The organism is Nocardia sp. NPDC058499, from assembly GCF_042719915.1.
In the GTDB taxonomy this organism is placed as follows: domain Bacteria; phylum Actinomycetota; class Actinomycetes; order Mycobacteriales; family Mycobacteriaceae; genus Nocardia.
Map to the genome: position 1 here is coordinate 707,451 of NZ_JBHXMZ010000001.1, position 26,473 is coordinate 733,923.

Here is a 26,473-nt window from a genome sequence, read left to right on the forward strand (position 1 = left end):
AGGTCCGGGCGGGATATCAGGCGGACTTGCCGAAGGTGGGGTTGTGGACCTTGCCGAGGGTGATGTGCACGGCCTGCTGGTCGGTGTAGAAGTCGATGGAGCGGTAGCCGCCCTCGTGGCCGAGGCCCGAGGCCTTCACACCGCCGAAGGGGGTGCGCAGATCGCGCACATTGTTCGAGTTCAGCCACACCATGCCGGCCTCGACGGCCTGCGAGAAGTTGTGCGCGCGTTTGAGGTCGTTGGTCCAGATATAGGCGGCCAGACCGTATTTCACGCCGTTGGCGAGTTCGAGCGCCTCTTCCTCGGTATCGAAGGGCGTGATCGCCACGACCGGGCCGAAGATCTCTTCCTGGAAGATCCGCGCATCGGGTTTCACATCCGCGAAGACGGTGGGGCGCACGAAGTTCCCCGCCGGGAACTCGGCCGGACGATCGCCACCGGCCACCAGGCGCGCCTCGCCCTTGCCGATCTCGATATAGCTGACGACCTTGTCGTAGTGCTCGGGATGCACCAGCGCGCCGACCTCGGTGGCGGGGTCGTGCGGGTAGCCGACCTTCACCCGTTCGGCCTGCGCGGCATAGCGTTCGACGAATTCGTCGTACACCTCGCGCTGCACCAGGATCCGGCTGCCGGCGGTGCAGCGTTCACCGTTGAGAGAGAACACACCGAAAACCGTGGCGTCGATCGCGGCATCGAGATCGGCGTCGGCGAACACCACGGCCGGCGATTTCCCGCCGAGTTCCATCGACAGACCCTTGAGATAGGGCGCTGCGTTGCCGAAAATGATCTGCCCGGTGCGACTTTCACCGGTGAACGAGATCAACGGTACGTCCGGATGTTTCACGAGGGCATCGCCGGCGTCCTCACCGAGACCGTTGACCAGGTTGAACACACCCTGCGGCAGTCCGGCTTCCTCGAAGATTCCCGCCCACAGCGACGCCGACAGCGGAGTGAATTCCGCCGGCTTGAGCACCACGGTGTTACCGGTGGCCAGCGCCGGCGCCAGTTTCCAGCTCTCCAGCATGAACGGCGTATTCCACGGCGTGATCAGGCCCGCGACACCGATGGGTTTGCGGTTGACGTAGTTGATCTGGCGGCCCGGCACCTTGTAGGTGTCGTCGGCCTGGGCGACGATCAGGTCGGCGAAGAAGCGGAAGTTCTCGGCGGCCCGGCGCGCCTGCCCCAGCGCCTGGGTGATGGGCAGACCGGAATCGAAGCTCTCCAGCTCCGCCAGCCGGGCGTCGCGGGATTCGACCAGATCGGCGATGCGGTGCAGCACCCGGGAACGCTCGCGGGGCAGCAGCTTCGGCCACGGGCCCTCGGTGAACGCCTTGCGGGCCGCGGCGACGGCGCGATCGATATCGGCCTTGCCACCCGCAGCGGCCTGCACATACGTGTCGTTCGTGACCGGATCGAGCACCTCGAAGGTGGCGCCGTCGACGGAATCGACGAAGGCTCCGTCGATGTAATGGCGGATACGGTCGGGCAGGTCAGCCGGTACGTGGTGCTGTGGCGACACGCTGTCGGCCATGGGAATCCTCCTGTGTGAGGTCGGGGAAAGGGATCAGTCGGTGAGTTCGGCCGCATCGAACCGGTGCGCGCCGGGTTCGTACTCGCCGAGGTAGGCGTTCATGGTGCGCCAGCGGTGCTGCCGCGCGGCCATTTCGATTTCGAGGGGATCGGCTTTCCGGCGGATCAGATCGACGATCTGATCGTGTTCTTCCACCGATTCGCGCGCCCGGTCGGGCACGAAAGCGAAAGTCGAGGAGCGCAATCCGGACATCCGGGTCCAGCCGCGGTGCACCAGGTCGAGGATGTGCGGGTTCGGGCAGGGTTCGAACAGCACGCTGTGGAACTGCTCGTTGATATGGGTGAACAGATTCGGGTCGAAATCGTCGAGCAGGGCCCGTAGCCGCGCGTTGACGGCGGCGGCCCGGTCGAGATCGGCCTCGGTGAGATGCGGGACCGCCAGCGCGGTGGCGGCTCCTTCCACGACGCCGAGAGTCTCCATCGTGTGCAGGTATTCGCTCTGGTCGATCTGGGCGACCCGGGCGCCGACATTGCGTTCGAATTCGACGAGCCCTTCGGCCTCCAGCCGCCGGATCGCTTCCCGCACCGGCACCACGCTCATCCCGAGCGATTCGGCGATCGACCCCAGCACCAGCCGGTACCCGGGGACGAACCGGCGGTCCGCGATGCGGGTGTGGATCCATTCGTAGGCGCGCTGCGATTTGCTCCCGGCAGCGATCACCGGATCACCCGTCGACATTTCCGCGTGCCTCCTCGTAGCGTGCCCGCCATTCGGCGTTCATGGGGAACAGTCCGTCGACCGGGTGCCCGGCCGCCACCTGCTCGGCGATCCACGCGTCCTCGGCTTCCTGTGCCAATGCCGCGTCGACGACTTCCTCGGCCATGGCGGCGGGGATGACGATGACACCGTCGTCGTCACCGACGATGATGTCGCCGGGCAGGACCGTCGCGCCGCCGCAGGCCACCGCGATATCGCTTTCCCAGGGCACGTGTTTACGGCCGAGAACGGCGGGATGCCCGCCCTGGCCGAACACCGGTATGCCGATCTCGTCGACCGCCGCGGAGTCCCGGACACCACCATCGGTGACGATGCCCGCAGCTTCCCGGGCCTTGGCGCGTAGCGCGAGAACGTCACCGAGCGTGCCCGATCCACGCTCCCCGCGGGCCTCGATCACAATGACTTCGCCGGGTGCGACGGTGTCGAAGGCACGCTTCTGGGCGTTGTAGCCGCCGCCGTGACTGCGGAACAGGTCTTCCCGGTTCGGGACGAAACGCAGGGTCTTCGCCGTGCCGACCATTTTGGTTCCGGGCCGCAGTGCGTGCACACCGTCGATGCACACATTGTTCAGTCCGCGTTTGCGCAGGATCCCGGTCAACCCGGCGACCGGCGCCTCCTGGAGCTTGGCCAGCAGTTCGGGCGAAATCCCCGAGCCACCGGTTTCGGCGGGGCCGAGCCCCGCGGCCTCCCGCGACCCCCACGCCTCCTCGCGCTGCCGGTCGTCGACAGAAGGCAACGAACCGAGCGCCGGATCGAACGTATCCACACCGTCGGCGACCCGCGTCTCGAGCCGGCCACTGGACAACCCCGTCGCAGGCGCGTCGACTTCGACCTCGACGACATCACCCGGCATCGCCACCGAGGCCCCCGCCGGAGTGCCGGTCAGTATGACGTCCCCGGTTTCCAGCGTGCAGTGCTGGGACAGATCGGCCACGAGCTGCGCAAGCGGGAAGATCAGTCCCGCGGTCGTATCGTCTTGCGCGAGGCTGCCGTTGTGCCAGGTACGCAGACGTAACGCGCCCGGATCGACCTGGCGAGCATCGATGAGTCCGGGCCCGAGCGGCGTGTAACCGTCACGCCCCTTGTTGCGGACATTCGATCCCTTGTCGTTGCCGCGCAAATCGTAGAGCCCCCAGTCGTTGGCAGCGGTAACCCATGCGACGTGCGACCAAGCCTCCTCGCGCGCAACACGGCGAGCGGGCGCTCCGATGACGAGCGCGATCTCACCCTCGTAGGCGAGCAGTTCGGTCCCCTGCGGCCGTTCGACCACCGATCCGGTCGCAGCGACCGAACTCGCGGGTTTGAAGAAGTACGACGGCGCGGCCGGCCGACGCCCGCGCTGAGCGGCGCGTGACTCATAACTGAGGTGTACCGCGATAATCTTCCCCGGCACCGAGGGCAGGCCGGCGAACCGGGTTTCCGCAGGTAGCGCAGAAGAAGGAACGCTGTCGCTCAAGGTCATATCTGAAATCGTATATGATCTGTGACGTCCAGGCAACGTCCCGCACCAACATCGGGCCCGCAAACCTAGGCGATCCACAAGCCCAACCGAACGCGGCAGCGGCAGCGGACCTCAGGAGCCGAGCGCGCTGTTGATCCGATCGGCAGTTCGCCGAACCGATTCGATGATCACCGCCGCCTTCTCGTCATCGATCCGGAATGCCGGACACGGGGCGGACAGCGTCCCCACCGGTTGGCCCTCACTACGGATCGACGCTGCCGCACTCCACACGCCCTCATCGATCTCCTCGGAGCTGGCTGCCCACCCGTCCGCTGCCACCTCCCCCACATCGGCGAGGAACTGCTCGACCCCCTCCACGAGCGGCCGTTCACCTCGAGCATCCCGCAGGTATTCACGGCGCGCAGTCTCGTCGAAACCTTCGAGCAGCAGCCAGGCACTGGTACCCCGCACACGCGGGCAGGTGCCGGCCGATCTCGAACGACAACCGCATCGTCAGCTGGTAACCGCCGTGCGCGCTTCCTTGATCAACCCCACCTCCCGCAGCACAGAGCCACGTAGCGATGCACGGCCGGCAGCGGCAGCGGTAGCCGGGTGCATTCGGAAACCTCCCGCACTGTGGACACCGGTTTACGTTCGAAGGCGAACAGAGCCTCGATCGCTCGCCGGGGACTACCACCGCCGCACACACACCCCTTGTTGACTCATTGACTTCCTCCAGGCCTAGAACGGCCCGGATTCCTCCTGAACCACATGGTTCTCCGGTGGGTTCCTGCTTCACCGAGGCACGCCGTCCGCTACGCGGCCGGACTTACCGCCTCTCCACAAGCGTTTCGACTCTCCGCAAGCCCTGCGGCGAGAATATTACGAGCAGCATTCACATCCCGATCGTGCACAGCACCGCATCCGCACGTCCATTCCCGCACATGCAACGGCTTCTTCTCGCCGACCACCCCACACACCGAACACATCCGCGTCGAGGGAAACCAGCGATCCACTCGGGCGAACCCGCGGCCGTACCGTCGAGCTTTCTCCTCCAACATCCGGCTGAACATGGTCCACCCCGCGTCGTGCACCGACTTCGCGAGCTTCGTACGCGCGAGACCTTGCACACACAGGTCCTCCACGAATATCGCTTGGTTCTCGCGAGTGATCCTCGTGGAATGCTTGTGCGCGAAATCCCTGCGCGTATCGGCCACCTTCGCATGTGCCTTGGCGGCCCTGATCCGGGCCTTCACCCGGTTCTGCGAGCCCTTCTCCTTACGAGACAAGCACTGTTGCGCCTTCTTCAGCCGGCGCTCGGCGCGCCGAAGAAACCTAGGACTGTCGATCTTGCGCCCATTCGACAAGACCGCGAACGTCGCCAGACCCAAATCGATACCCACCTGAGTGGCGGCCTCGGGCAGCGGCCGATCGTCGATTGTGACCACGAACGACGCGAAATACCGGCCCGCCGAATCGTTGACGATCGTGACCGACGACGGCTGCGAGGGCAACTCCCGCGACCACGCCACCTTCAACTCGCCGACTTTGGCCACATACAACTTCCGATTCACCCGCACACCGAAACCGTTGCGGGTGAGCCGGATCGCTTGCCGATTGTCTTTCCGGGACCGGAAGCGAGGCTTGCCGAGTTTCGGGCCTTTACGTTTGCCCGATAGCGAGTCGAACCAGTTCCGATAGGCGGCGCGGGCGTCCTGGCAGGCTTGTACCAGCACCACCGACGACACCTCCGCCAGCCACGACCGTTCTGGGGTGCGTTTAGCTTCGGTGACCACCCGCCGCTGAACCTCGGTATCCGATAGTTTCACCCCGGCTGCATGTGCGTGTCCGCGGGCGCGGAGGTTGTCGTTGTACACCACCCGGGCGCACCCGAACGCCTGTGCCAGCGCGTTGCGCTGGCTCGGCGTCGGGTAGACGCGGAAGTTGTACCGAAGCTGCACCCGCGCACGGTAACAGCCCCTACCGACACAAACACTCGGATATCGGTCCGGTGATCTCGTCCATGAGCATCCGCAACGTGAGTGAGTGCTTCTCCGGCGGAAGCGCATCCAGTGCTGTCCTCGCATAGGAAACCCCGCCCGCACGGTCACCCGCCCGAACGAGCATCAGGCCCCGATGCATTTCCAGGTGCGTGGCGAACCGGGGAAGCGTCGGCGGCAGCAATCGGCGCGCCTCGTCCTGAGCTTCCACCGCATCCGATTCATCGCCGAGCCGGGCACGTAACAACGATCGGAACACTCCGAGCCGCCAGTACGGAACCGCGTAGTCGGAGGCTTCATCGTCTCCCGAACCGGCACGATCGAACACTCGTCTGCCTTCGGTATCGAGGCCACGGGCCGTATCGGTGTCTCCGACGATCGCTGCGGCGTGTGCCTTGCCGTAAATGGCGTTCAACCGGCCCAACGACGGCCGATCGTCGATGGCGAGGGCCTGGTCGGCGAACATTGCCGCCACAGGCAGCGCCGCACCCTCGTACCCGAGAGCGATGGCTGCCCGGCCGCGAACCCAGACCCGGGTGCCGATATCTCTGGAGCGATCAGCGGACTCGGCGGCCATCCGGTACCAGGTCACCGCTCTGTTCCCATCCGCCCCGGGAAACGTCTTGGCGTACAAAGTCATCAAGCGTGCGACATGTGCCCACATCTGCGGGGAATCGCACTGCTGCTGGATCACCGCGAGGTCGACGGCCAGCCGCTTCTGGATCTCGGCCGCGCCCAGTGTCATGTAGTCGGCACCGTAGGTCGTCAAGGTGTCCGCCCACGCTTCTACCGATGGCCCGGCACCTTTCAGCCGCGCGGAGAAACCCTCCTGCAGCAGATCGGACGCGACCCCCGGCGCGACAGTGGTCGCTGCCAGAGTCGATAGAAACTTCCTTCGATTCACGTCGGACTCCATAACTGCCAGCGGCACATCCAGGACGGCGGCCAGGTGCCGCATCCAGAACGGGGACGGCACAGACCGACAGGACTCCCATCGCCGCGAGATGTATTCGCGGCTGATCGACATACCCGAATGCTCGGCCAGTTCGTCGGCGAGACGACCTTGGGACCATCCGCGAGCCCGGCGCAGGTCGCGGATGAGCGTGCCCGTGTGCATATCGCCATGATGCCCGCATATTCCGGGTTCTGTGGGCGTGCCACTAGAGATGCCACTCCGAGACCACTAGGTATGCCACTCGCCGGCTTCACCACACCGCAGAAATATTGACCCCGGAAGGCGGATTCGAACTGCTACCGATCCAAGGGCCGTCCGGCCGTCTACGGCCGGTCGGGTGGAGCCCTCCAACGCCCCGAGGGGAATGCACGCAATTCCTGGTGGGCGAAACAACACGCCATGCCCCCGGCCACGAGACCCCTCGGCACTGGGGCTTTGGACGACACGTCGATCGGGGAGGAAATGCACAAGCAAGCACAGAGGTCCGGAAGATCATGAACCATGGCCGCTCGATCGCCCTGGGCTGGATCGATTACGACCTCAGTCACGCACCCGACTGGGATCGCGCCCAAATCCAACGCCTCGCCCGCCACCTCGGTTACCACCTCGAATGGCCGTGCGAACGATCAGTGCTACAGGTCGCCGTTCAGGCGCGCAACATTGCCGCCGACATGGTGATCCTGCCTGCACCCCACCACCTGAACCCACTCGAACTCAATGCAGTGATGAACGTTGCCGATGTGGAAACGGTCGTACCGCGCCTCAGCTTCGCACGCTGGGCTTTCAGGAGGGTGCTTCGATGAGCGCCCTGGTGGTGGCGGGCTTGGCGATCGCGGTAGGTCTGCCCCTGCTGGTGATCGTGGCGTCGATCTGGTGGCCGTGACGGTCCGATGGCGAATCGGATCGGGCACAAAGCCAGTCGTCCGCCGCCTACCTCGGTATCCACCGACGGGGACCGTCCAGCAGGGGTAGCCGCCCTTACGTCGCAGTGAAGCCGGGGTGGGCCGACCCCAGATCCTCGAGCAGGTACCGGGCACCCATTTCCCCGATGAGTATCGCGGGGGCGTTGGTGTTGCCCGTGGTGACGCGCGGCATGTACACCCGCGCGCCAGGCCAGCAGCGAATCGCCCTGTCCCGATTCGCAGCGGTGGCGGATGGGTGCCAGTTCTGCGGGGCTCATCCCTGCCCTCCTTCGGTGACAGCAACGGCACGCGTCGGATGATCGAATAACGAATTCCCTATTCTACTATCGAGCGGTAGGGCGCGGCCGGGTCCGCGTGGAATGTATGAGAAGGGGCGGCTTCGTGGCCGATAAACCAGGACAGTCCGCCGGATCGCAGACCCTGCGGCGAGGTATCCGGCTGCTCGAAATCCTCGCCGCCGCGGGGCGGAGCCTGAGTATCGATGAACTGGCCGAAACGCTCGGCGTGCATCGCTCGGTGGCCTATCGACTGCTTCGTACATTGGAGGACCACGGTCTCGTCGCCCGGGAACCGTCGGGCCGGATCGTGCTCGGCGCGGGCCTGGCCGCCCTAGCATCGGGGGTCTCCCTCGACCTCCAGCAGGCGGCGCAACCCGAATTGCGGACGGCCGCCAATGAACTCGGGATGACGTGCCTGCTGGTGGTGCGGCTCGACGACGACGAGGCCGTCACCCTCACCAGCGCGGCGCCTGAGCAGAGCGTCGCGGTGACCTATCGTCCCGGCCACCGGCATCCGCTCACCCGGGGCGGTCCGGGGAAGGCGATCCTGATGGAACTGGACGCACATGCCTGGCCGGCGGAGTTGCGTGACGAGCTGGTGACCAGTCGCGCGCGCGGTTTTGCCGTCAGCAGTGACGAGGTGGTGCCGTCGCTGCGGTCGGTGGCAGTTCCGCTGGTGGTTCCCGGCCAGCCCCGAGGTTCCATTGCCGCAATCCATGTGTCGTTTCCGCGGCCCGAGGCCGAGATCGCCGAACGCCTGCGGACCGCGGCGGGGCGGGTCGCGCGGGCGCTCGGCGGCTAGCGAATCAGACCGCGTCGGAACGGGTTACGAAGATCCCGGCGAAGAATTCAGCGAGTTCTTCGGTGGCGTCGAGCGGCAGGATATGGGAGACGTACTGGTCGGGACGGACGACCACCACCGCACCGGCACGGGAGACGCCGCGCGCGGTGAAGATATCGTCGGCCGGCGCGGTGGCATACACCTTCTCGTAGTCGGTGAGCTGGAACGGCCCGACCTTCGGCAGGAACACCGCGGGCACCTTGCCCAGATCCACATCGGCGTGGGGCTGCTGGTAGATCACCTTCACGTCGAACCAGGCGTCGAGGTCAGCGTCCTGGGGAGTGTGGGCGAGCAAGGGTGAGGACGGTGCGGTGACCAGCCATTCGGCCAGGTCGGCCGTCCGGGAGGGTTCGCCCGCGGCCGGCGCATCGGCGAAAACATAGATACGCCACCGGCCGTCGGCCGTCGCGTGATGACCGAGTTGCTTCGGGTTCGCATCGCATACCCGCGTAACGAGGGTCGACTTGAACCGCTTACCCACCGGGAATCCCGTCGCGAGCTCCTGCCGGCTGTCCCCGGCGACCAGCATCGACGGCGTGTATTCGGTCATGAAACCGGCCGGGAACTCCGCGGTTTTGACGTAGAACTCCTCGAGCTGGGACGGATCCTCCATCTCCTCGGGCCGGGTCGCCATCAGCGTCGACCACTCCCGGTCGAAGTCGATGAGGTTCTGGGCGATCACCTGACGTTCGGCCGAGTAGGTGTCGAGGATCGATTCCGGTGCCCGGCCGTCGAGCACATGCCCCAGTTTCCAGGCGATATTCCAGCCGTCCTGCATCGACACATTCATTCCCTGACCGGCTTTCGCCGAATGGGTATGGCAGGCATCGCCGGTGATGAATACGCGCGGGGTCCGGGTGCCGCTGTGGTCGGGGTGCACATCGTCGAATTTGTCGGTCACCCGGTGGCCGACCTCGTACACGCTGCGCCACGCCACATGTTTCACCGTCACCGTGTACGGGTGCAGGATCTTGTTCGCCCGCGCCTCGACCTCTTCCTGCGAGGTCAGCCGGACTTTTCCGCCGTCGTCTTCGGCTACTTCACCGAGGTCGACATACATCCGGAACAGGTGGTTGCCCTCGCGCGGGATGTGCAGGATGCTGCCGCCGTCGTGCGATTGGATGGCGCATTTCAGGCGGATATCGGGAAAGTCGGTTTCGGCGAGGACATCCATGACGCCCCAGGCGTGGTTGGCCTTCTCGCCCAGGAACCGGCGGCCGATGGCTTCCCGCACCCGGCTGTGCGCGCCGTCGCACCCGATCACGTATTTGGCCTGGATATTCCGGGTCTCCCCCAGATGCCCGCCGGCCGTATACCGAAGCGTCACAGTGACGGGATAGTCGCCGTCCTCGGCCACCTCGAGACCCACGAACTCGTAGCCGTAATCCGGTTCCAGCCGCGTCGGTGAATTCCTGGCCACCTCGGCGAAGTAGTCGAGCACCCGCGCCTGATTGACGATCAGATGCGGAAATTCGCTGATTCCGGCTTCGTCGTCGAGAGCGCGGGCCGCGCGGACGATATTCGCCGGGTTCTGCGGATCCGGCTTCCAGAACGCCATCTCGGTGATGCGGTAGGCCTCGGCGATGATGTGCTCGGCGAAACCGAACGCCTGGAAGGTCTCCACGCTGCGCGCCTGGATCCCGTCGGCCTGCCCGACCTCGAGCCGGCCGGGGCGGCGCTCCACGAGACGGGTGTTGATATTCGGGAACTGAGCGAGCTGCGCGGCGGCGATCATGCCCGCGGGACCGGAGCCGACGATGAGCACATCGACCTCGTCGGGAAGTTCGACAGAACGGTCGAGGCCGACACCGGCGGGCGCCTGGATGCGCGGGTCACCGGATACATAGCCGTGGTGGTGGAACTGCACGGGCTCTCCTCACTCCGTTGCGGGCGAGTCGCATTTGTTCGATAATAGAACAGCGAATTCTAATATTGACTGTTGTGGTCGATGGTATGCGGTGACCCGGCTCTCACACAAGTCGGCCCCGGCCCGGGGTCACTTCTCCCACGCGTAGATGCCCACCTGCTGCTTTGCCTCATTGGCGGGGCTCAGATCGATACCCTTGCGGTCCCGCAGCAGCAATGTGCCGACCAGACCCAGCGCGGTCATACCGAGCAGGTAGTAGGCGACATTCGTCGACGAGCCCGTGCTCTGCTGGATCCACTGCGCGATCGTCGGAGCGAAGGCACCGCCGAGGATCGAACCGAGCGCATACGAAATCGACACCCCGGAGAACCGCACCGACGCGGGGAACAGCTCGGTGTACCAGACCGACTGGGCGCCGTAGGTGAAGCCGAGTCCCAGCGTGAGCAGCACCAGACCGGCGCCGAGCAGCAGCACGTTTCCGGTGTTCACCAGCGGGAACAGGGTGAGCACGAAAACGCCCTGCACACACCAGCCGATGATGTAGGTGGTGCGGCGGCCGATGAGGTCGCAGAGCCACCCGGCGGCGAGGGTCGCGAGGAGCCAGCTGATCGACGAGACGGTGACGGCCCACAGCACGTCCCCGCGATCGAGGCCGAGGGCGCCGTCCGGATCGGTGGCGTAGCCCTGGATATAGCCGCCGGTGGTCATGTACCCGACAGCACTGTTACCGACGAAGACCAGCGCCGACAGCAGCACCAGCGGAGTGAAGCGCGCGAACAGTTCGACGATGGGCGCCTTGGTCTGCTCCTTGCGCTCGGCGATCTCGGCGAAGACTGGGCTCTCCTCGACACTGCGGCGCAGCCAGGAACCCACCAGGATGAGCACCACCGAGAACAGGAACGGAATACGCCAGCCCCAGTTCAGGAATGCGTCACCGGGGAAGAGCATGTCCATGAGCGCCATCATGGCGCTGGCCATCAGCAGCCCGAGCGGCACGCCGATCTGCGGCATCGCACCGAACAGGCCGCGGCGGTTACGCGGCGCATGTTCGACGGCCATCAGCACCGCCCCACCCCATTCGCCACCGGCCGAGACCCCCTGCAGGATCCGCAACAGCACCAGCAGCACAGGCGCGCCGATACCGATCGCCTCGTACGTCGGCAGCAGGCCGATCAGCGCGGTCGAGGTACCCATCAGGACGAGCGTGGCCACCAGCACCGGCCGCCGGCCGACCTTATCGCCGAAATGCCCGGCGAGGAACGCGCCCAGCGGCCGGAACAGGAAGCTCACGCCGACCGTGAGGAAGGACAGAATCGTGCCGAATCCGGACCCGGCCGGTTCGAAGAACAACGTCCCGAACACCAGACCGGCGGCCGAGGCGTAGATGAAGTAGTCGTACCACTCCACCGCCGTACCGACGACGGTGGCGAAAGCGACGCGTCTGCGGTCGACAGCGGAGACGGTCGAAAGATCCGTGGACATCTGCACTCCTTTGTGATGTCGCTGTGAGGTGGGTCTCGCCCGGTAATGCGAGAATGATCGTATATGATTTGAGATATGACAATAGGCGCGGTGTCCCGAGCGCCGATCGGGCCGCGAACCACCTGGTCACAGGCATGAATCGGATTGCCGGGAACATCGCGATCCGCTGAGACACATCGCCCGGCACACAGCTCTGACTCCCCCGGGTTCGCAGGTGCCGATCCCATACCGGGATCACGGATGCTCGGCGCAGGCGTCTGCCCACCTCGACCGCGTAACTGCGCAGGGCGACCAACCATAGGCACCGGCAAGCATCCGCGTGCTCCGAACCCTCTGCCGCAAATCGGAAAACCGCCAGCTCAGACCCTTGCATATGGCCCTCGGCGGGAAGTAACCGGACGTTTACCCCGAAGCCTTGTCGCGTAACCGGGCCCGGTCGCACGCCATCGGCATGCACGATATCGCCGGAGGCCACCACGTTACGAAACTCGGCGAACGGCTCGGCCCATATGACCGGACACGCGACCGGTCCGCGTTCACAGCACAGGTCGGGCGGCTACTCCCCACCGCGGGAGCCCTGACAGCTCGCCGGCTGCGCGATCTACTGCGCGCGGAACTGCGCTCCGACACTTTCGGCACCGGGCGGCTGCCCAGCGAATCCGAGCTGATGGCCCGGCACCGCGCCTCACGTGGCATCGTTCGCGCAGCCCCCGACGATACCGCCGAGAACACTGCGGTCCAGGCGATGTGCCGGCTGGCCGGTGGGATGGGGGCCTTGCGCACCGTGTCGACGAAGCCCGCTATGCCGACCCGAGCGGCCGTTTCGCGGTCGGCTGACCGTCCGCTGTGGCTCTCGCGACCCCAGCCATCCGGGATGGGCCGGCACAGCCGGTTCTCACAGACCGGCGGCGGGATCGAGCAGTTGCTGTCTGGCCTCCATCCAGTTTTGCCCGGTCAAGCGGCGGAACGCGTCCAGCAATAACGTGCCGAGGTCGAACGACGGTTCGACCGACCACTGGGTCTGCAAACCAGTCCAGGTGGCCAGGAACTGGCGGGCCACCTCGGCGGGGTCCAGACCCGGATGCGCCAGGCCCGCCTCCTGCCGTGCGGTGATGATCGCGGTCCACCGGTGCCGCGCCCGGGTGTAGTGCTCGGCGAAGAATTCCTGCGCCGGATGGCCGGGGGTCCCGGCGTATCCGGCCAGTGTCGTATAGAGCTGCGCGAGCTCCGGGCGGAGTCTTGTCGCGTAGTTCCGCAGTCGTTCCAGATCCAACGCTGTGTTCCCGGCGAGTGATGTCTGTTCCTCGTCTTCGTCGAACGCCTCGCGCAACGCCGCCACCAGGAGATTGTCACGGGTCGCGAAGTGGTACAGAACAGTGGCCTCGGCGACGCCGGCGCGGGCCGCGGTTTCGGCGGTGGTCACGCCGGTATGCCCTTTCTCCAGCACCAGGTTCAGGACCGCACGGGCAATCGTCCGGCGGCGGGCCGCGGTCCCGGCGTAGCTACCGCGGCTACGGGTCGATGCTGTCGACATGCTGCGACTCTATCCGGAGCCAAAAACTGAGTACATACTTGTTTTTATACCGCGATACGCGGATAGGTAGCGTGTAGACGTCAAGGCATTGCGAGATCTACAGTGGTGTACTCGAATTTCGCTCCGAGGAGACTCTGTGGTCCACGCGCCCGATCCCGACTTCACCGCGCCCTACACCGATATCGACGAGTGGCGCGAAAACCCCGTGCCCCACCGTTACGTGCACGGCGGATTCGGCGGCACCGACACCCGGTTCTCGGTGTACCTACCGCCCGCCGAGGATTACGGCGGCCGTTTCTTCCAGCACATCACCCCGGTACCCGACAGCGAGCACCTCGCCCAGAGCGCCACCGGCCGCGAGGACAAGATCGGATTCGCGTTCTCCTGCGGCGCCTACTTCCTGGAGACCAACGGCGGCGGCAGTCCCGCGACCCCGGGTAGCGCGGGCGATCCGACCGTCACCACCTACCGCGCCAATGCCGCCGCCGCACAGCAGTCCCGCGAGATCGCACGGAGCGCCTACGGCGATCATCGCCCGTACGGCTACGCCTACGGCGGTAGCGGCGGCGGTTACCGGACCATCGGCGGCGCGGAGAGCACCGAGGGCGTATGGGACGGGTTCGTGCCCTACGTCATCGGCAGCCCGATGGCGATCCCGAACGTTTTCGCCGTCCGCATGCACGCCCAGCGGGTTCTTCGCCACAGCCTCGATCGAATCGCGGATGCCGCCGACGCCGGTTCGCCGCACGCCGTCGAGGACGGCCTCACCGAGGACGAGCGCGCAGCCTTGGCAGAGGTGACGCGGATGGGTTTCCCGACGCGCTCCTGGTTCGGCCACCGCACCATGGGATTCCACGCGTTCGGCGCCCTCTACCCGCATGTCCGGGCCGTCGACCCGGCGTATTTCGAGGACTACTGGACCACCCCGGGCCACCTCGGCGCGGACCCCGCTGCCTCCGTGCACGCGGACCGCATCCGTCACCGCTGCCGGACCACCGGCACACTCACCCGCGAACAGGCCACCGCTCGCGGCATCCCGGATCACCGGGCAGCCGGAACACCGCAGGGCGGGGTCGATGTGGCCTTCAAGGGCCCCGCCGGCGCTGAAAGCGCCATCGTCGCTGTCGGTGTACCCGGGTTGCCCACCGATGCTCCGATCCAGGGAGCCGACCTGGTGGTACTCACCGGCCCGGCCGCCGGGGCCCGCGCCACCGTCACCGGCCTCCACGGCGAAATGGCGGTGCTCGATATCCCCGACAGCGCCCTGGCCGGGCTCGGGCCCGGCGATACCGTCGAAATCGACAACAGTGCTTTCCTCGCTGCCCAGACCTACCACCGCCACCAGGTTCCCGGCCCCGATTACCCCGTGTGGGACCAGTTCCGCGGACAGGACGGGACCCCGCGGTACCCGCAGCGGCCGCTGTTGCTCGGCCCGCTGTTCACCGAGGCCGCCTCCGGGCACCTCCCCACGGGCCGTTTCACCGGAAAGATGATCGTCGTGGCCTGCCTGCTGGACCGCGAGGCGTTCCCCTGGCAGGCCGACTGGTACCACCGGCAGGTCCGCGACCATTTCGGTGACCGCACCGACGACCATTTCCGGCTCTGGTACGTCGACCACGCCCTGCACGGCGACGACGACCGCCAGGAACACCCCACCCGCACGGTCAGCTATCTCGGCGTACTGCACCAGGCGCTGCGCGAACTCAGCGCCTGGGCCGAAACCGGCCGGCCGGCCACCGCCACCACCCGATACACCGTCGACGACGGCCAGGTCCACGTCCCCGCCCGCGCCGCCGACCGCCGCGGCGTCCAGCCGGTCGTCACCCTCACTGCCGACGGTGCCGACCGCGCCGAAACCACCACCGGCCGGCCCGTCCGGCTGAAAGCCGTCGCCGAAACACCGCCTGGGGCGGGCCTGATCGTCTCCCTCGCCTGGGATTTCGACGGCACCGGCTCCTTCACCGACACCACCGACCTCTCCCCCGCCACTACTGTCACCGTGGAACGCGACCACGTCTTCACCGAGCCCGGAACATATTTCGCCACCGTCCGGGTCTCCGCCCAGCCGGACGGCGACCCCGCCACCCCCTACGCCCGAATGGACAACCTGGCCCGGGTCCGCATCATCGTCGAATGAACGATCGGCACGCGGACCCCAGCGAGGCGGATCGGTGATCGGCGAATCGACATGTAATCAGTAGTGGTAGTCGGCGGGTGCCGGACCGCCTCGACTGCTCAGCAGCCACTGCGCCGGGTCAGCCGATGGGCAGCGAGCTGAGGATCGGAACGAAACCCCGGTCCATGATGCGGCGGGCGTCGGCTGTCGCGGCGTCCAGGTCGTGGGGTGAACTGTTCAGGACCACCCCGATCAACCGCTGGCCGCCGCGGGTCGCCTCGAACAGCAGACAGGTCCCGGCGGCGTTCGTGGACCCGGTCTTGATACCCGCGGTGCCCGGATACTCCTGGAGCAGCCCGTTGGTGTTCTCCCAAACGTGATGCCGATTCGCGGGCCCCGCCGGCTGGTGCTGGACCGGTGTTCCGACGATCTGCCGGAACACCGGGTTCGTCATCGCATGCCGGCCCAGCCGCACCAGCTCTGCCGGCGTGGAGTAGGTGGCGAAATCGTCGGGGACGGGCAGACCGCTGGGGTCGGTGAAATGCGTATTCGGCATACCCAGCCGGTGCGCGGTGGCATTCATCTTGGCGATGAAAGCGTCGCGGCCGGGTCCGAACGCTTCGGCGAGCGCGTAGGAGGCATCGCAACCGGACGGCAACATCATCGCGTACAGCAGCTGCCGCGCTGTGAGCACTTCCCCCGGCACCAGGCCCGCGGTACTGCCCCCGTGGGCGGCGGCGGAATCGACGGCCGCCTGCGACACCGTGATCGGCCGTTCGAGATCACCCGATTCGAGCACGACCACCGCCGTCATCACCTTGGTGAGACTGGCGATCGGCAACCGGGTATCCGGCTGCCGCGACCACACGATCACACCGGTATGGGCCTCCGCCAGCGCCGCCCCGGGCGCCTGTACGCCCTCCGGCTGGAGGGTCAGCGGAAACGGGAGCTGAGCCGAGCCACCCGGAACCGGGGCGGCCGCGACGGTAGGCGCGAAGACGACGAGCACTCCGGCGAGGACCGCCGGCAGCACGCGGGTATAGGTTCGCATCGCCACATTCTGTCGCCTGACCTGGTCTAACGGTGGGATATCCGACCCGAGGCGTCGCCGCCGATGCGGCCCGATCGGAATCATGGTGGATATCACTCGAGGTGGCGGGTAATTCGCAGGTGAAGGCACAATGGGCGTAATGAAGCCCTGGCATCCGGACACCACAGCCGTCGATGGTTTCTCCGGTGAGTCGGGGCGAATCGATATCGAGCATGTCCATGCGCTGCGCGATCAGTTCGTCGACTTCATGCTCGGCTACAAATTCGCGATCGACGAGATCACCACGAAGATCAATATCCTGCGCGAGGATTTCAACAGCACCCACGAGTACAACCCCATCGAGCATGTGAGATCGCGGCTGAAATCGCCCGAAAGCGTGCTGGAAAAAGTGCAGCGCAAGAATTACCCGATGAACTTGGCGGCGATCCGGGAAAATGTGCTCGATATCGCCGGGGTCCGGGTGGTCTGCAGCTTCATCTCCGATATCGCCGCGATCCGGGACATGCTGGTCGGCCAGGAAGACATCACCCTCCTGGAGGAGCGCGACTACATCGCCCACCGTAAACCGAACGGCTACCAGAGCCTGCACCTGATCGTGTCGATCCCGGTGTTTCGCTCCGCAAGCACCGAACGGGTACCGGTCGAAATCCAGATCCGCACCATCGCCATGGATTTCTGGGCCAGCCTGGAACACAAGATCTACTACAAGTACCGGGGCGAGGTGCCCCCGAACCTGCGCAGCGACCTCGCACAGGCCGCCGAAGTCGCCACACAGCTCGACGAAAAGATGGAAGCGCTGCACCGCCAGGTGGACCGCACTGCCCACGTGCGCACGGGTCCGGCCGATTCCCTGGACCTCACCGGCCTGTACCAGAGTCTTGCGGCAGAGCGTTCCGCGCGACCCGGCCCGCCCGAGCGGTGACTGTAGACCGGTCGTACACCGCCTCGGCGCGAACCGTCGCCACTTTAAGGACGCCGGGCGACTACCCGGTGTGGACCCACCACGATCCGAACACAGCCCTCTACGACGGGACCGGTCCCGGGCTCTGGGACAGCTGTATCGCGGCAGCGGGACACTCCTGTTCGGCCACTCGCACCCTGACGTGGAGCTCGGGCGGCGGTTCTGCGTCGAGCACCACCGACCTGCCGTCGTCGGTCTGCTCGAAGACCTCGGATGCGTTCAGTACGCACATTCCCGCACCGATACACGACCGGCGGTCCACCGATACCCGCATCCGGCTCACCACGTGACCGGCAGGCTGTGCACGCCGTAGACATCCGCACCGTGCCGCAGCGGTACGGCGCCGGGCGCCACCGCGAGGCGGAGCTCCGGGAAGCGAGATACCAGTGCGGGCAGAGCTACTCGCATCTCGACGCGGGCGAGTTGCTGTCCCAGGCATTGGTGCGGGCCGTAGCCGAAGCCCAGGTGGCCGGTGGCGTTGCGGTGGATATCCAAGGTATCGGGGTCATCGAACCGGCGGGCGTCCCGGTTCGCCGTCTGTAGCGACAGGGCAACGGTTTCGCCCGCGGCGATCGTCCGGCCGGCCAGCTCGATATCGGTGAGTGCCACACGCGAGTTGGTGTGCACAATGGTCAGGTAGCGCATGAGTTCTTCGACTGCGCGGTCCGCGAGGTCGGGATCGTCGCGCAGTGTGGCGAACTGGTCCGGGTGGGTGAGCAGGGCGAAGGTGCCCAGACCGAGCATGTTCGCGGTGGTGTCCAGGCCGGCGCCGAGGAGGAAGGTGCCGATTCCGGCAAGTTCGTCGTCGTCGAGGTCTGTGGCGGTCAGATCACTGAGCAGATCGTCGGTTGGGGCCGCGCGTTTCGCGGCAACCAGAACGCGCACATACTCCTCGATCGCCGCGAAGGCCGTGAGTTGATCGGCTTGACTGCTGTCGGCACTGTTGACGGCGAGCGCATGGTGTTCGAAAGTCGCTCGCTCGGCGAACGGCACCCCGAGCAGCTCACAGATCACCTGCGCCGGGATCGGGTGCGCGAACTCTTCGACGAGGTCCAGCGGCCCACCCGAGTCCGCCATCGCCTCCAGGCAGGAGTGGGTGATCTCCTCGACGCGGGCGGTGAGCTGCCGCATCCGGCGCACGGTGAAGCGGCCGATGAGCAGGCCTCGATATCGGGGGTGCTGCGGTGCGTCCACCCCCAGGAGGTCGCCGATCGGAGCAGGCGACAGCGGCCCCGAATCCGCGACCGGGTTGTGCATCAGTTCGTAGCGGGAACTGAACCGGCGGTCGGCGAGCACGGCCCGGACTTCGGTATGGCCGGTGGCCAGCCAGCCGTGGTGACCGTCGGGGAAGGTCCAGCGCGTGAGCGGACATTGTTCGCGCTGTTCCGATAGTTCGATCGGGGGATCGAAGGGGCGTCCCGGTGGTTTCCGGGTGTGCAACGTCGCTGCGGTGTTCTCAGCTGCTTCCCGAGGCTGTGTCATCGTCGCTCCCGATCTCGCCGTTTCGTTCAGATCGAGACGAACGCTAAATTGCATTAAGAATTTGCTCAACAAACAGATCGGCACGTTTTCGGTTATGCGCAGCTCAATCGGGGTAACCGTGTTGCAATTTCCTTGCGGATTAATGCTCACTCTTGGTAGCTATCGTTGCAACCAACTGCCGGTGAACGCTGTTATCGACCGGACACCACCTACAGAGAGGGCCCACCACGATGCCGGGATCCAGACTGTCCGCGGAGGACCGCAGAGAGATCGCCGCCGGCCTGCAAGCCGGGATCGGCTACGCCGCGATCGCACGGCAGCTGGACCGCCCGACATCGACGATCAGCCGGGAGGTCAACCGCAACGGCGGACCCGGACGTTACCGTCCCGAACAGGCCCACCGAGCCGGCCTGCAACGGTCCCGCAGGCACGCGCATCCCGACCGCGCACAGCACACCGGCGACAGCCGCGCACTCCCCGTTATCGACCGCCTCACTTCGCTGTTCGTCCACACGGGGATGCCACGCACCGCCGCCGGCGTATTGGCGTGCCTGATGACCGCCGACGACGGCAGCTCGGTCGCCGCCGAACTCGCCGCGACACTGCGGGTGAGTCCGGCGGCCATCTCCGCGGCGGTCGGGTACTTGCAAGCACAGGAACTGATCTACCGGAAACGCGATGAACCTCGGCGCCGCGACCGCTACATCATCGACGAAACCGCCTGGGCACGAGCCACTATGGCGGGGGTGCGCCAGAATTCGGCGATCGCGTCCGCGGCCCGCAGCGGCGCAGCCGAGCTCGGCGCCACCACAGCCGCCGGCGAACGGCTGGCCGGTATGGCCGATTTCCTCGACCACGTCGGTCGCGACCTCACCGCCTCGGCCCAACGATGGGCGAAGTTGCTGACATAACCGGAAAACCGTCTCAGTGCACCGGCCTGCCCGCCGCCTGCATGCGATCGACCACCGCGGCCCGGCCGCCGCCGATGCACATCACCTCGAGCGCGCAACGCCCTTCACGCGGGTCGAGTTCATGCCCGGATCCTCGCTTTCCCGGTCAGGGCATACCACCGTCGGAGCGCAACGTGGCCCCGGTGGTGAAACTGGACGCGTCCGAGGCGAGAAACAACGCGGCACCGACGATCTCGTCGGGACGCCCCGGACGTTGCAGCGCGTGGGCGGCGAACGGATTGTCTTCCGGGGCGATGTCCTCCAGCTTCCAGCCGGCGGTGGCCTCGGTCAGATGTGGACCCGCCATCAGGGTGTTCACTCGTACCGTAGGCCCGAATGCCAGCGCCAAACCTTCCGTCATCGCGTTGAGCCCGGCCTTGGCGGCCGCATACGGGACGATCGACGGGCGCGGCCGAATCGACCCGGAGGAACTGACATTGATGATCGAGCCACCCCCTGCGGCCATCATCCGATCCCCCACGAGCACCGACAGCCGGAACGGGCCCTTCAGATTGAGGTTCACCACGGAATCGAACAGCTTCTCGGTCACCGTATTCAGCGAATCGTAGACCGGCTGCATACCCGCATTGTTGATCAGCACATCGACCCTGCCGAAACGGGCATAGGCGGCCTCGGCCAAACCGTCGAGCTGGTCCCAGCGGCCCACATGCACGCTGTAGGGCAGCACGGCCCGCTCGGTCTCCTGCTCGATCTCCGCGGCCGTCGCCACGCAACTCTCGTAGTTCCGGCTCGCGATCACCAGATCCGCACCGCACCGGGCGGCCGCGAAGGCCATCTCGCGCCCCAGCCCACGGCTGCCGCCGGTGATCATTACCACGCGCCCGCTCAGATCGAACAGTTCATCGGCATAGCCCACGACACCCTCACCCCGACTCGGGCCGGGAGGCCACCACACCCGCACCGAGCCAGGCCTCAGATTGTTACTCTCTATTTCAAGAATATCATTCTTTACAGGGAAATCGTCACCCTTTCGACTTCACGAGCATCCACGGGCTCGTTTACCGAATCACCTGATGTCGATTGTTCCGTCGAACACCAGCGGCGTGGGCCCCGGCATGCAGTCACGGAACGAGCTGGTCGGCATCGGAACGCCGTATCCGATCATGTTCGGTGCGCCGTTCTGCCCCTTGGCCACAGTAATTTGAATGGCCATCGAATCCGGCGCAAAGACCATCACCGGCTGGGCGGTGGTGATCGGATATACCAGCGAAACCGTATTGCCCTGCACCCGCAGGCAGGTGACCGGGCCGGTTACCTTCACCGGTAACGGCATATTGCCGAGTTGCCCGGTCGCGCTGTATGTGCCGGTAGCGGGCCCATCTCCTTGCCCTTGCGCGTCGACGTGCAGAATATTCAGGCCCAAAACCTGCATACTGCCGTCGATCGTCACGCTGGCCGGTGCCGCACCTGCCGGCCCCGCCCCAGCAACCGCCACCGCTCCCACCGCAGCTGCCGAGACGCACAGACGAGTAAGCCATGTCCTCATGACGAGCCTCCGAATCCTAGGTTTGCGGACGGCGGATACCCGGCCTCCGACCACCTACACCCCGAACCGTGGCCGCAGTACGGTACGACGACCAGCGGCCGACGACCACCTCGTCAGGACGATGAGAACCGATTCCGAGCGCGGCGAGTCCATGCAATACACGTGCGACCGACGTCGGCATTCAGCAGTCGATACCGGACAGAAATCGGACCACTGCCCAGATGGGCCGAAAACACAAAAATTCCCCCTGACCTGCAAAGATCAGGGGGGATTCCGGTGGTCCCAGCTGGGATCGAACCAGCGACCTTCCGCGTGTGAGGCGGACGCTCTCCCGCTGAGCTATGAGACCGGGAGCCGCTCGGCGGCTTCTTTCGATGCCCTCCGAACGAGATGGAACCTTAACACGCACCACCCACCCGCCACCAAATCACCCCGATGTCATTCACTTCGGTGGCACGCACACGAAGCTTCGGGACTCCCGTATTACACGGAGCCGGCCACCGATGCGGTCGCCATCGGTGGCCAAAGGGCATCGACGGCCACCCTCCGGACGACTGAATGACAACGTTGTCATTCATAGCCTTCTACCAGGCGATTTGTAGGTTGCGGCGTACGTCGGCTAATGTTCTGTCTCGCACCACGGAGGACAGCGAGCCACCGAGGATGCAAATGCGGATGTAGCGCAGCTGGTAGCGCATCACCTTGCCAAGGTGAGGGTCGCGGGTTCGAATCCCGTCATCCGCTCGAGAGGTAGGGCCAGGCGCATAGAATGCCTTCCCCCTTTGCGCGGTGGAGTGGCCGAGTGGTGAGGCAACGGCCTGCAAAGCCGTGCACACGGGTTCGATTCCCGTCTCCACCTCGCGCGATTAGCTCAGCGGGAGAGCGCTTCCCTGACACGGAAGAGGTCACTGGTTCAATCCCAGTATCGCGCACCATCGTACTACCAGATCAAAGGCACTTTCCCGGAACCCGGGCGGGTGCCTTTTCTGCTTTCCGGATACGAGTTCCGCCTCTCCGTCTATGGGGACGTAGCGCTAACGGGTATCACCGTTTCCACGTCGGCTACGTCCATTACCCGGTTCACTCCAGCGAGCCGAGGTGTTCCGGACCGGCCCTCACGACGGCATCGACGTCGGCCGCACGGAACTGTTGCCCCGGTTACCAGAATCGGAAATTACTGCTGGAAGCAGCTAGGGCGCGTAGCGGAGGATACCGGCGAGCTGGGCCCCGTCGGGGAGGTCCGCCGCGCGTACGGCGAGGACGTCGCCACCGGTCAGGAGTACGCGGCGGCTGATCTCGTCGAGGATTCCGGTGGATTCGGCGGCCGCGGAATCGGCGAAAGTGACCGCGCCGTCGGCGGTTACCGTGCCGGGGACCGAGGCGTCGATATCCACCAGCAGGGTGTCGACGGATCCGGCGGACGCCGCGCGCGCCAGATCGGAGACATCGGTGGCGGCCCGGCCTTCGCCACGGCGGAGTTCGACCAGGTCGACGAGATCGGCCAGTTGGGCGGCATAGTGCCGGTCCAGTACTTCGCGGGATCGGTCGGCCAACTCGTGGTCGGTCGTGTGCTCCGGGTTGCCGGGGATGCTCTCGTCGAGCAGGTTGTCGTAGCTGTTCACAGAGCGGAACAAGGCGTTGATGGGTTCGGTGGCGGCCAGGATCAGCGGGGTGTCCCGGCCGGCGAGCAGATCGCGCAGTTCGGTGTCGACGGCGCGGGCGAACTGCCGCGCCCGCATCTTGCGGCCTTCGTCGCCCTGGACGCGACGCTTCGGGGCGCGATCGCCGAGGCTCGCCTTGCCGGCATGGTCGGCGGCGCTGGTCGGAAGGCCGGGAACCGGCACGGTCCGGGCGGGGCGGTCGGCGCTCACTTCTACCAGCCGGACGCCGCCCTCGGCCAGGGCGAGGACAAAGGCGGTCTGCGGGAAGGTCACCGCCCGGAGCAGCCGCTTCAGATAGAAGCGGTTACCGACCGTCTCCGAGGCATTCAACTGGTTCGGAATGCGGAAGGTGCGGATGCGGGTAGGTGTCGCGAGCACCACCAGTGTGCGGGACTGGAAGCGCCAGAACGCGGCGTCGTCGATATAGGCGTCGAATTCTTCTTCCAGCGCGGCGCGTGCCTCGGGGTCGGTGACGAGATCGAGTACTCGGCGGGCCTGGTTCGAGAAGGCGATCCGGTTGCGGTCCGGGTCGGCGGTATCGGATTCGGTAGGCGTGTAGATGGAAACGCACCAGGTGTCGGTGACACCGGCGAGGGCCTTGATCTCACTGCGGGTCGGGATATCGGTATGCAGCACGAGCGCCTCCACATCGGACGGTCGGAACGGCACGCCGGCGCCCGCGGAGTGAACCTGGAATTAAGGTGGCGGTCGGCGTCCGGTGCGGACGGCCGCTGCGGGAGCGTCGCCCGGATCGGTCCTCTATCAGCATTTTCTCGGCAAACCCATTAGATCACACGGCAGCGGCAGCGACCGGATCTGCGGCGGCGGGCCGACCCCTGCGCTTCCGGCATTCCGTGGCTGTGCCGGGCGCTGTCGGTGCCCGCCGTTAGGCTGGCCCACACGAACTCGAGCCGGCCGGTGAACCGGTGTCCCGAAGGGGGTGTGTATGCAGGCGGAGCCAGTGCGTGGCGACGCATCCGGGTATGCGAATGACACGACGGACTTTCCCGATGATCTGCGGGATCATCTCTCCTTCGAATTGGAGGACTGCGCGCACGCGCTCGGCGAACTGGTCGACGATTACGGGGTGGATCGGGAACGCGCCGCGGCCATCCTGCGGTTCCGGCTCGGTATCGCCGGGGAGCGGCCCGAAACGCTGACGCGGATCGGGGCCCGGTTCGATTTCTCCCGCGACCGGGCCCGGCAGTTGCACACCAAGGCGGTCGGCGAACTGCTGCGGCATACCGCGCACTCCGGGCGGCTCCCCGTTCCCGAGTACGCCCGGCGCTACCCCGTGGGGACCCGGGATTCGGTGCTCACGCGTGCGCTGCTGGCCGAAACCTATGCCACCGATGGTGATATCGCCGTGAATGATCTCGCGTATCTCAAATTGCGTCTGGCGGGGCACGACGCGACCGATGCGAAACGGGTGGCGGGATATGTCACTCAGCGCATCGTGGGCTGGCGTAAGAAAACCAACCATCTGCTGTCCCGGCTCCGCGAGACCGGTCCCCCCGCCGGGCCGCCCGCGCCGTGGCCGCACCGGATCGATTGGCCCACCCGGTCAGGGGCGCCGGCCGCGCTGCCGACCACCGCGGCGCGCGCGTTCGATCTCGACGACGACGGACGCGGCCGGTTCTATCTGCACACACCGGGTCGCGATATCGGCTTCGACTCCGGGCTCGAGGCGCGCCTGATGCGGCTGCTCGATACCGACGACCGGATTCGCACCTTTCAGGAATATCCCGAAGCCGTCGGATACCGGGTCGACGGCGAAGAGCACCTGCATTTCCCGACCCTGGTGGCCGAACTCGCCGACGGCCGCAGGGCGCTGATCGATGTGCAGCCGCTGGGGCATATCGGTTTCCACGTGAACCGGCTGAAAGCGCGTGCCGCCCGGGATTGGGCGCACGAGCACGGCTGGGGCTGGCTGCTGTGGACCGGAAGTGCGGTGGGTGAACCGGAACTCGCCGCCCATCCGGTGCCCGCGGGGGTCCGCGACCGGCTGACCGGACTGCTCGCCGACGGCCCGGTGCGCCGCGACGCGTTGCGGCAGCTGCGGGCCGACGGGCTGGAACCACTCGACCTGCTGGCGCTCACCGTCCGTCACGAATGGCGGTGGGAGCGGGCGCCGTTCCGGCTGTCGGCCGCGAATCAACCGCAGCCGGAAGTGCCCGCACCGATCAAGGTTTGATGAACATGGTCGCCGCGATGAAGGTGGCCAGCAGCAGCATTACGAAAACCGTCACCACCTGCCAGTTGTCGATGGTTTTGTGCAGGCGGCGGATGGTGTCCTCCAGCGCGCGGTGCACCCGCTCCTGATCGGCGATTCGCCGCCCCACCGCGGCCACCGACTCGGCCTGCTCACGGGCCTTCGCCGCGGTGCGCTCCATCCGGGCGTGCGCGCGCTCGAGCTGCTGCTTCTTCTCCCGCACTGCCTGCCGGGAAACCGCGAGCGCGGTGCGCTGCTGGATCAGCTCCTGCCGCTGCTGTTCGAGCAGCAGCGCCTGTGTCCGAGTGTGCTTTTCCCAGTCGGTCACTGCCGCCCATCCCTTCCTCAAATGATCGCGGTAACCCCACGCGACCTCACCCGCCACCCACTCGCGCAGGAACTCACGCAGTTCGTACGGGCGCTCCCCCGGCACCACCAATCCCTCGGAACCCAGGTCGAGCATGCCGCTCGCGGCGCGATACTCACACGACTCCGGCGCGAGATCGGCGATACCGAGCGCGGGCAGCTGCGCCACCCAGAAACCCGGCGCACACAGCCACAGCACTCCGGCATATCCGAGGGCCTTCAACTGGTCGGTGTGCTGCTGTGCGAGTTCCTGAGTCAGTGGCCCGGAACGCACCTCGATCGCGAACTGCTCGGTGCCGCGCCGCCACCACACATCGACGGTCAGCGGTCCGCACCGCCGGTCGACGACCGCCTCGTCCGCGCCGAAGGCGAGCAGCCGGGCGGCCAGCCAGTACTTCAGGCGCTGGGTATTCCACTGGGCTTCCGCGCAGCGGCCGCAACGGCAGCCGTAACCGGGTGCGGTGTTGTCCCCGGCCGATTCCACCCGCCCGGAACCATCCGAAATCCCCAGGTCGGACAGCATTGTCCGGCGCCCACA

General features: G+C 66.3%; 22 protein-coding genes and 4 tRNA genes. 9 read left to right on the forward strand and 17 right to left on the reverse strand.

What is annotated here, in order from left to right:
• Positions 1-16: 16 nt before the first annotated feature.
• The 6 genes from hpaE to ACFWPH_RS03270 all read right to left on the reverse strand — a co-directional run bounded on the left by hpaE (position 17) and on the right by ACFWPH_RS03270 (position 6,866).
• Positions 17-1,531 (reverse strand): 5-carboxymethyl-2-hydroxymuconate semialdehyde dehydrogenase, encoded by a 1,515-nt coding sequence (gene hpaE, locus ACFWPH_RS03245; RefSeq protein WP_378747823.1) that lies wholly within the window; start codon positions 1,529-1,531, stop codon positions 17-19.
• A gap of 33 nt (positions 1,532-1,564) precedes the next feature.
• A complete protein-coding gene (locus ACFWPH_RS03250) occupies positions 1,565-2,269 on the reverse strand; it encodes a GntR family transcriptional regulator (protein ID WP_378747824.1) in 705 nt (234 codons plus the stop codon).
• The gene (locus ACFWPH_RS03255; protein WP_378747825.1) at positions 2,256-3,770 is read right to left on the reverse strand and encodes a fumarylacetoacetate hydrolase family protein; all 1,515 of its coding nucleotides are present in this window, start codon (positions 3,768-3,770) and stop codon (positions 2,256-2,258) included. The genes ACFWPH_RS03250 and ACFWPH_RS03255 overlap by 14 nt, the downstream gene beginning before the upstream one ends.
• Positions 3,771-3,881: 111 nt before the next feature.
• Positions 3,882-4,220, reverse strand: a complete 339-nt coding sequence (locus ACFWPH_RS03260; RefSeq protein ID WP_378747826.1) for an IclR family transcriptional regulator C-terminal domain-containing protein — start codon at positions 4,218-4,220, stop codon at positions 3,882-3,884.
• Positions 4,221-4,564: 344 nt separating this feature from the next.
• Positions 4,565-5,710, reverse strand: coding sequence for an RNA-guided endonuclease InsQ/TnpB family protein (locus ACFWPH_RS03265; protein ID WP_378747828.1), 1,146 nt, complete (start codon positions 5,708-5,710; stop codon positions 4,565-4,567).
• Between the two features lie 19 nt (positions 5,711-5,729).
• Complete coding sequence (locus ACFWPH_RS03270; RefSeq protein ID WP_378747829.1) at positions 5,730-6,866, reverse strand: helix-turn-helix domain-containing protein; 1,137 nt, start codon at positions 6,864-6,866, stop codon at positions 5,730-5,732.
• Between the two features lie 332 nt (positions 6,867-7,198).
• Between ACFWPH_RS03270 and ACFWPH_RS03275 the strand changes: the two genes are divergently transcribed.
• Together ACFWPH_RS03275 and ACFWPH_RS03280 are read left to right on the forward strand one after the other, a co-directional pair.
• Entirely contained in the window at positions 7,199-7,507 is a 309-nt protein-coding gene (locus ACFWPH_RS03275; RefSeq protein WP_378747830.1) for a hypothetical protein, read from the forward strand.
• 501 nt (positions 7,508-8,008) lie between these two features.
• Positions 8,009-8,707 (forward strand): IclR family transcriptional regulator, encoded by a 699-nt coding sequence (locus ACFWPH_RS03280; protein ID WP_378747831.1) that lies wholly within the window; start codon positions 8,009-8,011, stop codon positions 8,705-8,707.
• Positions 8,708-8,711: 4 nt separating this feature from the next.
• Here ACFWPH_RS03280 and ACFWPH_RS03285 read toward each other — a convergent pair whose 3' ends face one another.
• The 3 genes from ACFWPH_RS03285 to ACFWPH_RS03295 form a co-directional block, all read right to left on the reverse strand.
• Positions 8,712-10,613 carry an FAD-binding monooxygenase gene (locus ACFWPH_RS03285; protein ID WP_378747832.1) on the reverse strand — a complete coding sequence of 634 codons (1,902 nt, stop codon included), beginning with the start codon at positions 10,611-10,613 and terminating at the stop codon, positions 8,712-8,714.
• A 129-nt stretch (positions 10,614-10,742) separates the two neighbouring features.
• Positions 10,743-12,095, reverse strand: coding sequence for an MFS transporter (locus ACFWPH_RS03290; RefSeq protein ID WP_378747833.1), 1,353 nt, complete (start codon positions 12,093-12,095; stop codon positions 10,743-10,745).
• Positions 12,096-12,990: 895 nt separating this feature from the next.
• Positions 12,991-13,629: a TetR/AcrR family transcriptional regulator gene (locus tag ACFWPH_RS03295; protein WP_378747834.1), complete on the reverse strand. Its 639-nt coding sequence runs from the start codon at positions 13,627-13,629 to the stop codon at positions 12,991-12,993.
• A gap of 136 nt (positions 13,630-13,765) precedes the next feature.
• Here ACFWPH_RS03295 and ACFWPH_RS03300 point away from each other — a divergent pair, with 136 nt between their 5' ends.
• Entirely contained in the window at positions 13,766-15,766 is a 2,001-nt protein-coding gene (locus tag ACFWPH_RS03300) for a hypothetical protein (RefSeq protein WP_378747835.1), read from the forward strand.
• A gap of 118 nt (positions 15,767-15,884) precedes the next feature.
• Here ACFWPH_RS03300 and ACFWPH_RS03305 read toward each other — a convergent pair whose 3' ends face one another.
• The gene (locus tag ACFWPH_RS03305; RefSeq protein WP_378747836.1) at positions 15,885-16,796 is read right to left on the reverse strand and encodes a D-alanyl-D-alanine carboxypeptidase family protein; all 912 of its coding nucleotides are present in this window, start codon (positions 16,794-16,796) and stop codon (positions 15,885-15,887) included.
• Positions 16,797-16,926: 130 nt separating this feature from the next.
• Between ACFWPH_RS03305 and ACFWPH_RS03310 the strand changes: the two genes are divergently transcribed.
• The gene (locus ACFWPH_RS03310; protein ID WP_378747837.1) at positions 16,927-17,718 is read left to right on the forward strand and encodes a GTP pyrophosphokinase family protein; all 792 of its coding nucleotides are present in this window, start codon (positions 16,927-16,929) and stop codon (positions 17,716-17,718) included.
• A 100-nt stretch (positions 17,719-17,818) separates the two neighbouring features.
• Here the strand turns inward: ACFWPH_RS03310 and ACFWPH_RS03315 are convergent, their stop codons facing one another.
• Together ACFWPH_RS03315 and ACFWPH_RS03320 are read right to left on the reverse strand one after the other, a co-directional pair.
• Positions 17,819-18,031 (reverse strand): ferredoxin, encoded by a 213-nt coding sequence (locus ACFWPH_RS03315; RefSeq protein ID WP_378747838.1) that lies wholly within the window; start codon positions 18,029-18,031, stop codon positions 17,819-17,821.
• Positions 18,032-18,036: 5 nt separating this feature from the next.
• Positions 18,037-19,239 carry a cytochrome P450 gene (locus tag ACFWPH_RS03320; protein WP_378747840.1) on the reverse strand — a complete coding sequence of 401 codons (1,203 nt, stop codon included), beginning with the start codon at positions 19,237-19,239 and terminating at the stop codon, positions 18,037-18,039.
• Positions 19,240-19,469: 230 nt separating this feature from the next.
• Here ACFWPH_RS03320 and ACFWPH_RS03325 point away from each other — a divergent pair, with 230 nt between their 5' ends.
• Positions 19,470-20,150 (forward strand): helix-turn-helix domain-containing protein, encoded by a 681-nt coding sequence (locus tag ACFWPH_RS03325; RefSeq protein WP_378747841.1) that lies wholly within the window; start codon positions 19,470-19,472, stop codon positions 20,148-20,150.
• Between the two features lie 145 nt (positions 20,151-20,295).
• On the opposite strand, the gene ACFWPH_RS03330 is transcribed toward ACFWPH_RS03325, so the two are convergent.
• The 3 genes from ACFWPH_RS03330 to ACFWPH_RS03340 all read right to left on the reverse strand — a co-directional run bounded on the left by ACFWPH_RS03330 (position 20,296) and on the right by ACFWPH_RS03340 (position 22,045).
• The gene (locus ACFWPH_RS03330; RefSeq protein ID WP_378747842.1) at positions 20,296-21,066 is read right to left on the reverse strand and encodes an SDR family NAD(P)-dependent oxidoreductase; all 771 of its coding nucleotides are present in this window, start codon (positions 21,064-21,066) and stop codon (positions 20,296-20,298) included.
• A 150-nt stretch (positions 21,067-21,216) separates the two neighbouring features.
• Positions 21,217-21,600: a hypothetical protein gene (locus ACFWPH_RS03335; RefSeq protein WP_378747843.1), complete on the reverse strand. Its 384-nt coding sequence runs from the start codon at positions 21,598-21,600 to the stop codon at positions 21,217-21,219.
• Between the two features lie 373 nt (positions 21,601-21,973).
• A tRNA-Val gene (locus tag ACFWPH_RS03340) sits at positions 21,974-22,045 on the reverse strand.
• Positions 22,046-22,367: 322 nt separating this feature from the next.
• On the opposite strand from ACFWPH_RS03340, the gene ACFWPH_RS03345 reads away from it, so the two are divergent.
• From ACFWPH_RS03345 to ACFWPH_RS03355, 3 genes are all read left to right on the forward strand, one after another.
• Positions 22,368-22,440 (forward strand) — tRNA-Gly (locus ACFWPH_RS03345).
• Between the two features lie 44 nt (positions 22,441-22,484).
• Positions 22,485-22,555: transfer RNA gene (locus ACFWPH_RS03350), tRNA-Cys, on the forward strand.
• Between the two features lies 1 nt (position 22,556).
• Positions 22,557-22,631, forward strand: a tRNA-Val gene (locus ACFWPH_RS03355).
• 255 nt (positions 22,632-22,886) lie between these two features.
• On the opposite strand, the gene ACFWPH_RS03360 is transcribed toward ACFWPH_RS03355, so the two are convergent.
• Positions 22,887-24,026 carry a hypothetical protein gene (locus ACFWPH_RS03360; RefSeq protein ID WP_378747844.1) on the reverse strand — a complete coding sequence of 380 codons (1,140 nt, stop codon included), beginning with the start codon at positions 24,024-24,026 and terminating at the stop codon, positions 22,887-22,889.
• Between the two features lie 277 nt (positions 24,027-24,303).
• On the opposite strand from ACFWPH_RS03360, the gene ACFWPH_RS03365 reads away from it, so the two are divergent.
• Positions 24,304-25,551 (forward strand): hypothetical protein, encoded by a 1,248-nt coding sequence (locus ACFWPH_RS03365; RefSeq protein ID WP_378747845.1) that lies wholly within the window; start codon positions 24,304-24,306, stop codon positions 25,549-25,551.
• Here ACFWPH_RS03365 and ACFWPH_RS03370 read toward each other — a convergent pair.
• Positions 25,541-26,458 carry a hypothetical protein gene (locus tag ACFWPH_RS03370; protein WP_378747846.1) on the reverse strand — a complete coding sequence of 306 codons (918 nt, stop codon included), beginning with the start codon at positions 26,456-26,458 and terminating at the stop codon, positions 25,541-25,543. The genes ACFWPH_RS03365 and ACFWPH_RS03370 overlap by 11 nt on opposite strands.
• Between the last annotated feature and the right edge of the window lie 15 nt (positions 26,459-26,473).

What these genes read in the sequence shown, in the direction of transcription:
- ACFWPH_RS03275 (WP_378747830.1), top strand. Translation starts at nt 7,199, where the DNA reads ATGAACCATGGCCGCTCGATCGCCCTGGGCTGGATCGATTACGACCTC.
- ACFWPH_RS03305 (WP_378747836.1), bottom strand. Translation starts at nt 16,796, where the DNA reads ATGCGAACCTATACCCGCGTGCTGCCGGCGGTCCTCGCCGGAGTGCTC.
- ACFWPH_RS03250 (WP_378747824.1), bottom strand. Translation starts at nt 2,269, where the DNA reads ATGTCGACGGGTGATCCGGTGATCGCTGCCGGGAGCAAATCGCAGCGC.
- ACFWPH_RS03270 (WP_378747829.1), bottom strand. Translation starts at nt 6,866, where the DNA reads ATGCACACGGGCACGCTCATCCGCGACCTGCGCCGGGCTCGCGGATGG.
- hpaE (WP_378747823.1), bottom strand. Translation starts at nt 1,531, where the DNA reads ATGGCCGACAGCGTGTCGCCACAGCACCACGTACCGGCTGACCTGCCC.
- ACFWPH_RS03290 (WP_378747833.1), bottom strand. Translation starts at nt 12,095, where the DNA reads ATGTCCACGGATCTTTCGACCGTCTCCGCTGTCGACCGCAGACGCGTC.
- ACFWPH_RS03295 (WP_378747834.1), bottom strand. Translation starts at nt 13,629, where the DNA reads ATGTCGACAGCATCGACCCGTAGCCGCGGTAGCTACGCCGGGACCGCG.
- ACFWPH_RS03310 (WP_378747837.1), top strand. Translation starts at nt 16,927, where the DNA reads ATGGGCGTAATGAAGCCCTGGCATCCGGACACCACAGCCGTCGATGGT.
- ACFWPH_RS03255 (WP_378747825.1), bottom strand. Translation starts at nt 3,770, where the DNA reads ATGACCTTGAGCGACAGCGTTCCTTCTTCTGCGCTACCTGCGGAAACC.
- ACFWPH_RS03325 (WP_378747841.1), top strand. Translation starts at nt 19,470, where the DNA reads ATGCCGGGATCCAGACTGTCCGCGGAGGACCGCAGAGAGATCGCCGCC.
- ACFWPH_RS03370 (WP_378747846.1), bottom strand. Translation starts at nt 26,458, where the DNA reads ATGCTGTCCGACCTGGGGATTTCGGATGGTTCCGGGCGGGTGGAATCG.
- ACFWPH_RS03315 (WP_378747838.1), bottom strand. Translation starts at nt 18,031, where the DNA reads ATGCGGGTATCGGTGGACCGCCGGTCGTGTATCGGTGCGGGAATGTGC.
- ACFWPH_RS03320 (WP_378747840.1), bottom strand. Translation starts at nt 19,239, where the DNA reads ATGACACAGCCTCGGGAAGCAGCTGAGAACACCGCAGCGACGTTGCAC.
- ACFWPH_RS03365 (WP_378747845.1), top strand. Translation starts at nt 24,304, where the DNA reads ATGCAGGCGGAGCCAGTGCGTGGCGACGCATCCGGGTATGCGAATGAC.